The organism is Frankia sp. CeD (assembly GCF_000732115.1).
In the GTDB taxonomy this organism is placed as follows: Bacteria; Actinomycetota; Actinomycetes; order Frankiales; family Frankiaceae; genus Frankia; species Frankia casuarinae.
The window spans coordinates 23497-34735 of record NZ_JPGU01000043.1 but is presented as its reverse complement, the minus strand read 5'-3'; the positions used below and the strand labels follow the sequence as shown (position 1 = coordinate 34735).

9 protein-coding genes are annotated in these 11239 nt (G+C 69.4%); 6 read left to right on the top strand and 3 right to left on the bottom strand.

Annotated features, from left to right (window positions below; genetic code table 11):
- Positions 1–770: LacI family DNA-binding transcriptional regulator (locus tag CED_RS17725; protein WP_035912456.1), on the bottom strand; the 770-nt coding region annotated here is incomplete at its 3' end.
- Between the two features lie 638 nt (positions 771–1408).
- On the opposite strand from CED_RS17725, the gene CED_RS17720 reads away from it, so the two are divergent.
- The 6 genes from CED_RS17720 to meaB all read left to right on the top strand — a co-directional run bounded on the left by CED_RS17720 (position 1409) and on the right by meaB (position 9363).
- Complete coding sequence (locus CED_RS17720) at positions 1409–2944, top strand: AMP-binding protein (RefSeq protein WP_035912455.1); 1536 nt, start codon at positions 1409–1411, stop codon at positions 2942–2944.
- 361 nt (positions 2945–3305) lie between these two features.
- Positions 3306–4256, top strand: coding sequence for a CoA ester lyase (locus tag CED_RS17715; RefSeq protein WP_035912474.1), 951 nt, complete (start codon positions 3306–3308; stop codon positions 4254–4256).
- A gap of 125 nt (positions 4257–4381) precedes the next feature.
- Entirely contained in the window at positions 4382–5581 is a 1200-nt protein-coding gene (locus tag CED_RS17710; protein ID WP_035912453.1) for an acyl-CoA dehydrogenase family protein, read from the top strand.
- Positions 5582–5638: 57 nt separating this feature from the next.
- Positions 5639–6148, top strand: coding sequence for a MaoC family dehydratase (locus CED_RS17705; protein WP_035912450.1), 510 nt, complete (start codon positions 5639–5641; stop codon positions 6146–6148).
- Position 6149: 1 nt separating this feature from the next.
- Entirely contained in the window at positions 6150–8228 is a 2079-nt protein-coding gene (locus tag CED_RS17700) for a protein meaA (RefSeq protein ID WP_011436586.1), read from the top strand.
- An 85-nt stretch (positions 8229–8313) separates the two neighbouring features.
- Entirely contained in the window at positions 8314–9363 is a 1050-nt protein-coding gene (gene meaB / locus CED_RS17695; protein WP_235187127.1) for a methylmalonyl Co-A mutase-associated GTPase MeaB, read from the top strand.
- 252 nt (positions 9364–9615) lie between these two features.
- On the opposite strand, the gene CED_RS17690 is transcribed toward meaB, so the two are convergent.
- Both CED_RS17690 and CED_RS17685 read right to left on the bottom strand, forming a co-directional pair.
- Positions 9616–10623 carry a DnaJ C-terminal domain-containing protein gene (locus CED_RS17690; protein WP_035912448.1) on the bottom strand — a complete coding sequence of 336 codons (1008 nt, stop codon included), beginning with the start codon at positions 10621–10623 and terminating at the stop codon, positions 9616–9618.
- 6 nt (positions 10624–10629) lie between these two features.
- Entirely contained in the window at positions 10630–11226 is a 597-nt protein-coding gene (locus tag CED_RS17685; RefSeq protein WP_369807854.1) for a nucleotide exchange factor GrpE, read from the bottom strand.
- Positions 11227–11239: the final 13 nt, after the last annotated feature.

Here is an 11239-nt window from a genome sequence, read left to right as displayed (position 1 = left end):
CCCATCGCCATCTCGTCGTCCGCGACGAACACCGCCGTGGGCGGCGACTCGACCGAGAACAGCTCAGCCATGGCCCGCTCACCTCCCCGCCAGGTAAAACCCCCGACCGCCTCCAACCCCGGGTCACATTCGATACCGGCAGCCGCGAGAGCCTCGCGATACCCGCGCCGCCGATCCGCGGAAGCGGTGGAAAGCGCCGTCTCGCGATTATCTGATCCGTCCCCGNCCGCCTCNCCCGAGATCANCCCGANCCGCCGATGACCCAGATTGATCAGGTGCTGCACCGCCGTACGGGCACCGCCGACGTCATCGACCCGCACGCTGGGGAAACCGGGCACGCTCGCGCCGACCAGAACACCTGGTATGTTAAGCGCTTGTAGGGAGCGCATCTCCATCAGCGTGAGAGGTGGACACGGGACGAGTACCGCATCGACCCGCTTACGCAGCGGCAGCGCATCGAAGGGGCCCGAGTCGTCCCCGGGGTTGTACAGCAACAGATCCAGCCCGGCCTCCCGCAGCACCGCCTCGGCCCCCCTGAGGACCTGGAGGAAAACCCAGCCGGTCAGATCCGCGATCACCCCGATCGTGCGCGTGTGCCCGCTGGCCAGCCGGGACGCCTGCGGCGACGCCACGTACTCCAGCTGCGCGGCAGCCTCCCGCACCCGTCGTCGGGTGCTTTCGGCGACGTAGGGTAGTCCACGCAACGCCCGCGACACCGTCGCCGTGGAGACGCCCGCCAACGCGGCCACCTCCTCGATGCTGCCGCCCATCCCGGATTCCTCCTCAGCGCCCGACCTCCCGCCGGAACCCATCAGGCGGCCAATCCACCAGGCGGCCAATCCGTCAGGCGCCCGGCCCTACAGCGTTTGCAAGCGAGCCTACCTCAACGTGCGCAAGCGTTCACGAAACCGTTGATCTTCGGGGACTTCTTCCGGGTCCGTACATGGGGGGTCAGCTCGCCATGCCTGCCAAGGTTCGGGTGAGACACTCACACGGGTGCGGTTGGCTACCGGTCGGGGACAGCTCTCGGCCGTAGCAGGTTGTCGATGTAGTACTCGCGGACGACCCGGTGCGCGGGCGCACCGGGCCTGTCCAGCACAATGCTCGCGCGGCTTGTCCGGACAACTGCGCCGCCTGAAACACGCAAGGCTGCCTAGGCGAACATGGCAAACAGTTGTTCCCAACGAACCTGTTTCTCACGAACCACCCGGCGTAGCCACACCGCGAGCGGTTCGACGGCAACGGCGGCGGCCTGACCAGGCCCGCGTCGACGTCGTGTGGCGTGCGGGTGCAAGCGCCTGTCACCGGCGTACAAGCCCTCGCCGTTTACCGTGCCTACACTTTGGATCACACTCGATTCGACAGGTGAGGTTCGACAGCACCCCCCACAGACCCCTGGAGGCCAGCGATGTTGGTGCCTTTCGGCGCACGTGATTTCCTTGATCGAGCGGTCACGGTGTATGGCAGACGTGTCGGTGTCGTGGACGAACCGGACCAGCCCGCCCAGCCGTGGCCGGACCTGACCTACGCCCGCCTGGGTGAGACCGCCCGTGCGCAGGCGGCGGGCCTGGACGCCTTAGGCGTGGGCCACGGTGAGCGCGTCGCGATCGTGTCGCATAACAGTGCCCGCCTGCTCGCGTCGTTCTTCGGTGTCAGCGGGTACGGCCGGGTGCTCGTCCCGGTGAACTTCCGTCTCTCGCCGGAGGAGGTCAGCTACATCGTCGAGCACTCCGGCTCCGAGGTGCTGCTCATCGACCCCGAGCTGGAGGAGAAGCTCTCCGGCGTGACCGCGAAGCAGAAGTTCGTGCTGGGCGCCGAGAGTGACGCCGAGCTCTACCGCTTCGACGCCGAGCCCACGCCGTGGGAGCCGGATGAGAACGCCACCGCCACGGTCAACTACACCAGCGGTACGACCGCGCGCCCCAAGGGCGTGCAGATCACCCACCGCAACATCTGGGTCAACGCGGTCACCTTCGCGCTGCACGCCGGTGTCACCGATCGCGACGTCTACCTGCACACGCTGCCGATGTTCCACGCCAATGGCTGGGGCATGCCGTTCGGCATGACCGGTCTCGGCGTCCAGCAGGTGGTGCTGCGCAAGATCGACGGCCCGGAGATCCTGCGCCGCGTGGAGCAGCACGGCGTCACCGTGATGTGCGCCGCGCCGGCTGTGGTCAACGCCGTGCTCGACGCCGTCCGGGACTGGGACGGCGAGGTCCCCGGCCGCGACCGCGTGCGGGTCATCTGCGCGGGTGCTCCGCCGCCCACCAAGACGATCCAACGGGTCGAGGAGGAGCTCGGCTGGGAGTTCATCCAGATTTACGGCCTCACCGAGACCTCGCCGCTGCTCACGATCAACCGTTCCCGCGTGGAGTGGGACGACCTGCCGCCCGAGGATCGCGCGGGCAAGCTCGTCCGTGCGGGTGCGCCCGCTCTGGGTGTCACGCTCAAGCTCTCAGACTCCGGTGAGGTGCTGGCTCGCTCCAACGTGATCTTGGCGGGCTACTGGGAGCGGCCGCAGGAGTCGGCCGGGGCCCTGGCGGGCGGCTGGTTCCACACCGGTGACGGCGGCGTGATCGACGACGAGGGCTACCTGACGATCAGTGACCGCAAGAAGGATGTGATCATNACCGGCGGTGAGAACGTCTCGTCGATCCAGGTCGAGGACTGCCTGTTCGGCCACCCGGCAGTGGCCGAGGTCGCGGTGATCGGCGTGCCCGACGAGAAGTGGGGTGAGGCGATCAAAGCGCTGGTCGTGCTCGCCGAGGGCCGGACGGCGACCGAGGCGGAGCTGATCAAGCACTGCAAGGAGCGGCTCGCCTCCTACAAGGCGCCCACCTCGGTGGAGTTCCGCGACCAGCTTGCCCGCACCGCCACCGGCAAGCTGCAGAAGTTCAAGCTGCGCGCCCCGTACTGGGAGGGCCACGAGCGCCAGGTCGACTGATCCGACCGGAGCGGATCCGTCCCGTGGACGGCACCCGAGGCACCGCGCCGACCGATCCGGCACCTTACCGGTACTCTACATAGAGTGACGAATGTGGTGCGTATGGTGAGTGTGAATCGGATGCCCGGTGCGGGGGACTGTGATAAAACCTAGATGCACAATTCAAGATTATCGGATGGGCTAATATCGGGCTACCGGGCGATTCCTGTGATCGGGCGGTTGCGACAGGTGGAGACCCTTGGTATGGGGGTGCGGGGGTCGCGCGGACGGAGGACGAAGCCTCGGTTCCGCGTCGATGTCCCTGTCCGCCGAGTGTTCGTCCGTTCATCGAAATCCGGCCTGTGAGAGATGTGGGGTAGTGGTGTCGCTGCGTTCGCGCCGGTCGTGTCTGGCCGTTCCCGGCTCGTCGCCGAAGATGCTGGGCAAGGCCCAGGGGTTGCCGGCCGATCAGGTGTTCTGTGACCTGGAGGACTCGGTCGCTCCTGGCGCGAAGGAGTCGGCGCGGGCGAACGTGGTCGCGGCGCTGAACGAGGGCGCCTGGGCGGGGAAGACCCGGGTGGTGCGGGTCAACGACCTGACCACGCGCTGGACCTACCGCGACGTGATCGAGGTAGTGGAGGGCGCGGGGGCGAACCTGGACTGCGTGATGCTGCCGAAGGTGCAGTCGGCGGAGCAGGTGGCGTGGCTGGACCTGCTGCTCACCCAGATCGAGAAGGTCATGGGGTTCGAGGTGGGCCGGATCGGGATCGAGGCGCAGATCGAGAATGCGCTGGGGCTGTCGAACGTCAAGGAGATCGCGTTCGCGAGCCCGCGGATCGAGACGATCATCTTCGGCCCGGCGGATTTCATGGCGTCGGTGAACATGCCGTCGCTGGTGGTGGGAGCACTCAGTCCGGACTATCCGGGTGACCCATTTCACTACGTGCTGTTCAAGATTCTCGAGGCCGCGCGCGCCCGCGGGGTGCAGGCGATCGACGGGCCGTTTCTGCAGATCCGTGATGTGGACGGATTCCGGGCGGTGGCGGGCAGGTCCGCGGCGCTCGGGTTCGACGGCAAGTGGGTGCTGCACCCGGGCCAGATCGAGGCGGCCAACGAGATCTACGCGCCCCGGCAGGCCGACTATGACCATGCCGAGCTGATCCTGGAGGCCTATGCCTGGCACACCTCGGCCGCGGGCGGTCTGACCGGTGCGGTGATGCTCGGCGACGAGATGATCGACGAGGCGAGCCGGAAGATGGCCGAGGTCGTCGCGGGCAAGGGCCGCGCCGCGGGGATGCAGCGTACGGTGAAGTTCGAACCACCGGTCGGCTGAATCCGTCCGAGTCGGGGCGGATCGGCGCGCCGGCACCCGGCGCGTGGCCATGATGAAACCATCCCGCTGCCTGAGTGCGTTTCTGCTCTCCCCTCAGGCATCGGGGGCAGCGACAGGAGCGGAACATGGGCAGGATCGCGCAGACCGACGGTCTGACCGAAGTGCAGCGGGACATCCTTGCGGCGGTACGGACCTTCGTCGACAAGGAGATTCTTCCCCATGCGAACGACCTCGAGCATCGGGATGAGTATCCCGAGGACATCATCGAGGCGATGAAGGAGATGGGCCTGTTCGGCATCACCATCCCGGAGGAGTACGGCGGGCTCGGCGAGTCCCTGCTGACCTACGCGCTCGTCGTGGAGGAGATCGCCCGCGGCTGGATGAGNGTCTCCGGGGNCATCAACACCCACTTCATCGTCGCCTACCTGATCCTCCAGCACGGCTCGGAGGAGCAGAAACGGCGGCTGCTCCCGGTCATGGCCACCGGCGAGCTCCGCGGGGCGTTCTCGATGAGCGAACCGGGCTGTGGCTCCGACGTTTCCGCGATCACCACCCGGGCCGACCGGGACGGCGATGAATACGTGCTCAACGGCCAGAAGATGTGGCTGACGAACGGCGCCCGCGCCGGCGTCGTCGCCACCCTGGTCAAGACCGACGAGGGTGCCCAGTCGGTCTACCGGAACATGACGACGTTTCTCCTGGAGAAGGAACCTGGGTTCCGGACACACGGCGGGATCACCATCCCGGGAAAGCTGGAGAAACTCGGGTACAAGGGGGTCGAGACCACCGAGATGGTGCTGGCCGACCATCGGGTGCCCGCGTCGGCGATCCTCGGCGGCGAGGCCGGCCGGGGCCAGGGCTTCTACCAGATGATGGACGGCGTGGAGGTCGGCCGGGTCAACGTCGCCGCGCGGGCCTGCGGGATCATGATCCGGGCGTTTGAGCTGGGTATCGCCTACGCTCAGCAGCGGCGGACGTTCGGCCGGCCCATCGCGGAGCATCAGGCCATCGCGTTCAAGCTCGCCGAGATGGCGACCAAGGTGGAGGCCGGGCATCTGATGATGGTCAGCGCCGCCCGCAGGAAGGACGACGGGCAGCGCAACGACGTCGAGGCCGGGATGGCCAAGTACCTTGCCAGCGAGTACTGCCACGAGGTGACGACCGAGGCTTTCCGGATCCACGGCGGCTACGGCTACTCCAAGGAGTACGAGATCGAGCGCCTGTACCGGGAGGCCCCCTTCATGCTCATCGGAGAGGGGACCTCCGAGGTACAGAAGCGCATCATCAGCCGGGCATTGCTGAAGGAGTACCAGCTTCCGGGCTGAGGGGCCGGTGCGTCTCTGACGAGTTGAGTATGCTGTGATCAGGTGAGGGAGTTCCAAATGCAGTTCGGGCGTTACTTCGAGGAGTTCGAGGTAGGTGCGGTTTACAAGCACTGGCCGGGCAAGACGGTCACCGAGTACGACGACCATCTCTTCTGCCTGCTCACGATGAACCATCATCCGTTGCACCTGGACTCTCATTTCGCCGAGGAGACCACTCAGTTCAAACGGAACGTCGTCGTCGGGAACTACGTTTACTCCCTGCTGCTGGGAATGTCGGTGGCCGACGTATCCGGGAAGGCGATCGCCAACCTGGAAGTCGAGTCGCTACGGCACGTGAAGCCGGTGTTCCACGGTGACACGATCTACGGCGAGTCCACCGTCCTGGACAAGGTCGAGTCGAAGAGCAAGGACGACCGCGGGATCGTCACCGTCGAAACCCGCGGTTACAACCAGGACGGCGTCCTTGTCTGCATCTACCGCCGCAAGGTCATGGTGCCCAAGCGGGCCTACGGCGAGGCACGCGGCGGCGAGCAGCCTGGCCGGCCGGNACCCCGGACGGAAGGCTGAGATGGCGGGCGCGGGCCGGGCGGAGCCGAAGCGGGACCGTCCGTGGATCATCCGCACCTATGCCGGGCATTCGAGCCCGGCCGAGAGTAACGCGCTGTATCGGCGCAATCTGGCCAAGGGGCAGACCGGGTTGTCGGTGGCGTTCGATCTGCCCACGCAGACGGGCTATGACCCCGATCACGCCCTTGCCCGTGGCGAGGTGGGCAGGGTAGGGGTGCCGATCGCGCATCTCGGTGACATGCGGCGGTTGTTCGACGGGATTCCGCTGGCGCGGATGAACACGTCGATGACGATCAACGCCACCGCGATGTGGCTGCTGGCGTTGTACCAGGTGGTCGCGGAGGAGCAGGGGGCCGATCCGGCGGAGCTGGCCGGGACGACCCAGAACGACATCATCAAGGAGTATCTGTCGCGGGGGACCTATGTCTTCCCGCCGGGTCCGTCGCTGCGCCTGATCACCGACCTGATCGCCTACACGGTGGCCGAGTTGCCCCGCTGGAACCCGATCAACATCTGCAGTTATCACCTGCAGGAGGCCGGGGCCACGCCGGTTCAGGAACTGGCCTATTCCATGTGCACGGCGATCGCGGTGCTCGATGCCGTGGCCGCCGCGCGGGGGATCCCGGTGGGCCGGGCTGACGCGGTCCGGGCTGGCGCGGTCCGGGCTGGCGCGGACCGCGGGGAGCTGGAGCGGGCGGATTCGGAGTGGATGGGTGAGGTGTGTGGTCGGATCTCCTTCTTCGTCAACGCCGGAGAGCGTTTCGTGGAGGAGATGTGCAAGATGCGGGCGTTCACGGCGTTGTGGGATGAGCTGCTGACCTCCCGGTACGGGGTTCGGGAGCCGGCGCAGCGCCGGTTCCGGTACGGGGTGCAGGTCAACTCGCTGGGGCTGACCGAGGCCCAGCCGGAGAACAACATCATCCGAATTGTGCTGGAGGCGCTGGGGGTAACCCTGTCGAAGGACGCGCGGTGTCGGGCGTTGCAGCTGCCGGCCTGGAACGAGGCGCTGGGCCTGCCCCGGCCGTGGGACCAGCAGTGGTCGCTGCGCATTCAGCAGATCCTCGCTCATGAGACCGATCTGCTGGAGTATGACGATCTGTTCGCCGGTTCGGTCGTGGTGGAGAAGCGGGTCGATCAGCTCGTGGCCGCGGCCAGGGCGGAGATCGACCGGGTTCAGGAGATGGGGGGCGCCGTCGCCGCGGTCGAGAGCGGCTATATGAAGTCGCAGCTGGTGACGTCCCAGGCGGCGCGGCGGGCTCGCATCGAGAGCGGTGAGGATGTTGTCGTCGGGGTGAACCGGTTCACCGAGACCGAGCCGAATCCGCTGCTCGCCGATCTTTCCGCCGCGATCCAGACGGTCGATCCGGCGCTGGAGGAGGCGACCCGCGCGGAGCTGGCGGCCTGGCGGGCCGCCCGCGACGACCGGGCGGTGACGGAGGCGCTGCTCGGCCTGCGGACGGCGGCCGGGACGGACGCGAACCTGGTTCCCGCCACGCTGGCCTGCGCCCGGGCCGGGGTCACGACGGGGGAGTGGGGGGACACGCTGCGGGAGGTGTTCGGGGAGTACCGGGCACCGACGGGGGTCGGCGAGGCCACCGTCGCCGGTGGTGGCGGGGCCGCCCTCGACGAGCTGCGGGCCCGGGTGGCGCGCACGGGGTCCGAGCTGGGCCGTCCGGTGAAGATGCTGGTCGGTAAGCCCGGTCTCGACGGGCATTCCAACGGCGCCGAGCAGATCGCGCTGCGGGCCCGTGACGCCGGTTTCGAGGTCGTCTACCAGGGGATCCGGCTGACGCCGGCGCAGATCGTGGCCGGGGCCGTCGAGGAGGACGTGCACGTCGTCGGGCTGTCGGTGCTCTCCGGTTCCCATCTCGACCTGGTGCCCCAGGTGCTGACGGGGCTGGGGGCGGCCGGGGCGGGTGAGATCCCCGTCATCGTGGGCGGCATCATCCCCGCGGCGGACGCGGACGAGCTCGCCCGACTCGGGGTGGCCGCGGTGTTCACGCCCAAGGACTACGAGCTCACCGCCATCATCCGGGGCATCCTCGACGTCGTACGGGCCGCCAACAAGCTCGATCAGTGAGCTCGATCAGTGAGCTCGATCACCGAGCTCGATTGGTGAGCTCGATCACCGAGCTCGATTGGTGAGCTCGATTAGTGAGGTGGCCGTGACGGTTGGGGATGGTACCCGGGTGGGCTCGTCGATCGAGTCGGTGACCGAACTCGTCACCGCCGCCGTCGCGGGCAACCGCCGCGCGGTGGCGAGGCTCATCTCCATGGTCGAGGACGGTTCGCCGTACCTGCAGCGAACCGAGCAGCTGCTGATGCCTCGCACCGGGGGCGCGCAGGTGATCGGCCTCACCGGGGCGCCGGGGGTCGGCAAGTCCACCTCCACCTCCGCGCTGGTGGGCGCCTATCGGGCTGCGGGCCGGCGGGTCGGCGTGCTGGCCGTCGACCCCTCGTCCCCGTTCACCGGCGGCGCGCTGCTCGGCGACCGGATCCGGATGGTCGAGCACGCCACCGATCCGGGCGTCTTCATCCGCTCGCTGGCGACGCGCGGAAGTCTCGGCGGCCTGTCGACCGCCACGCCCCAGGCCCTGCGGGTTCTCGACGCCGTCGGGTTCGACGTCGTCCTGATCGAGACCGTCGGGGTGGGACAGGCCGAGGTGGACATCGCCGCCCTGGCGGACACCACGCTCGTCCTGGTCGCCCCAGGGATGGGGGACGGCGTCCAGGCCGCCAAGGCGGGCGTTCTGGAGATCGCCGACGTGCTGGTGGTCAACAAGGCCGACCGGCCGGGTGCGGACCGGACGGTCAACGAGCTCACCGCCATGCTCCGGATGGGCGGTGCCGGCCGCGGGGAGGACGACCGGCGTCCGCAGNTCGTGCGGACGGTCGCCGCCACCGGGCAGGGGGTGGCCGAGCTCGTCGAATCGATCGAGGCCCATCGGGACTGGCTGCTGCGCACGGGGCAGCTGCAGCGCCGACGGCGTCGGCGCGCGGTCGACGAGATCTCGCGGATCGCCTTCGCCCGGCTGCGGGAGCGGATCGGGGACCTGCGGCCCGGAGCCGCGATCGACCAGCTCGCCGACGAGGTCGTCGCCGGCGGACTCGACCCCCACACCGCGGCCGATCGTCTCCTCGACGAGGCACTCGCCGCTCAGGCCGCCGTTGGCCTGGCCGCCGGTCACACCGGTGCGGTGAAACCGACCAGGTAACCGCGGTCGTGGCAGCAGCGGCAGGGGTCGATCACCAGCACGGTCCGGACCTGACCGGCCCGGAAGCCCGCCACATGAGACACCGTGCGGCATCGACCATGGCAGGTCGGGCAAATGGTGTTCGGCTTGGCGTCCACGTGACGGTACCTTCCCGGGATGACGGGACATAACCTCGGGGCGGCCTCCGTACCTCGGGGCACCCCCGTACCTCGGGGCACCCCCGTACCTCGGGGCACGCGGTGTCGGGCGAGTTCACGTTCTCGGGTCGAAGGCCGAGACGGCGGCCAGCTGCTCGAACAGCGCGCGTTCCCGGGCGGTCAGGGCCGGCGGCACCGCCACGCGCACCTCGGCGTGCAGGTCGCCGGGCGGGCCGGTGGGGTTGGGTAGGCCGGCGCCGCGTAGGCGCAGCCGCCGGCCGCTGGACGATCCTGCCGGGACGCGCACCTTGATCTCGCCGCCGGGGGTGGTGACCGGGACCCGGGCGCCCAGGGCGGCCTCCCAGGGGGTGACCGGCAGCGGGACGTTGATGTCTCGTCCGGACAGCCGGTAATACGGATGCGGCGCGATCTTCACGTGTAGGTAGAGGTCGCCGGGCTGGCCGTGCCTGCTGCCGCGGCCGCCTTGGCCGGCCAGCCGGACGCGCTGGCCTTCGACCACCCCCCGCGGGATGGTGACCTGGTAGCTGCGTGGGCTCCCGCCGGGGCCGGCGAGGGTGATCTGACGCCGCCCGCCCCGGTAGGCCTCCTCGACGGTCAGCTCGAGCTCGGCTTCCTGGTCGGCGCCGGGGATCGGCCCGGTCGCGCCGTGGGCCCCGAACAGATCACCGAACAGGTCACCGAAGATGCTCCCGCCGAGGCCCGCGCCACCGGGGCCGGCGCGTCCGAAACCCCTGTCGGCGAAGTCTGCGAAGTCGGTGCCATCGGCGAAGTCGGCGCCGCCGAAGCTCGGTTCGGCCCGGACCCGGCCGGTGCGGCTCCAGCCCCGGCCGGCCTGGCCGAAGTCCGGCCCGGCGGTCACCCGTCCGTCGTAGTCCTCGGGGATGCGCCGGAAGTCCGCGCCGAACCGGTCGTAGCGCGCCCGCGTCTTCGGGTCGGACAGCACGCGGTACGCCTCACCGATCTCCTTGAACCGCTCCTCCGCCTCCGGGCCGCGGTTGACGTCGGGGTGGTAACGGCGGGCGAGGCGGCGGNAGGNCTGCTGGNTCTCCTCNGCGCTCGCGCCCCGGCCGACACCGAGAAGCTGGTAGTAGTCCTGGGCCACGGCCGGTCACTCCGCGGGCCCGCCGGTGCCGCCCGGGTCCGGGCCGATCTCGCCTGGTTGCCGGGCGCCGCCGGGCGGTTCGCCCGGAGGGCGGCTGACGGCGACTCCGGCGGGGCGTAGCTGCCGTCCGGTGTCGCCGTAGCCGGGGCGGATCACGGCCACCACCGTGCCGGCTGGGACGTTCGGTTCCTCGACGGCGGCCAGCGCCTCGTGCCGGGTCGGATCGAACGGCACCCCGACCTCGTCGTGGCGCGGGTAGCCGAGCCGGGCCAGCACGTCCACGGCCTGGTCCCGGACCGTCCGGACACCCGCCACGAGCGAGGTGGGGTCGGCGTCGGCGTGGGTGAGCGCGAGGTCGAGATGGTCGAGGACCGGCAGCCAGGCGGCCGCCGCGTGGGCCCGTTCGGCCGCCCNATCCCGCTCCAGCTCCCGGACGGTCCGTTTACGCAGGTTGTCCAGGTCGGCGGCGGCCCGCCGCCACCGGTCGGTCAGCTTGTCCACCTGCATGGCGAGCGCCACACTGTCCAGGACCGTCTCGGTCGGGAGATCGTCCGCGCCGACGGGGCCGGCGTGGGCGGTGGCCTCTCCGCTACTCCGGTCCACGGTCTGGTCGGTG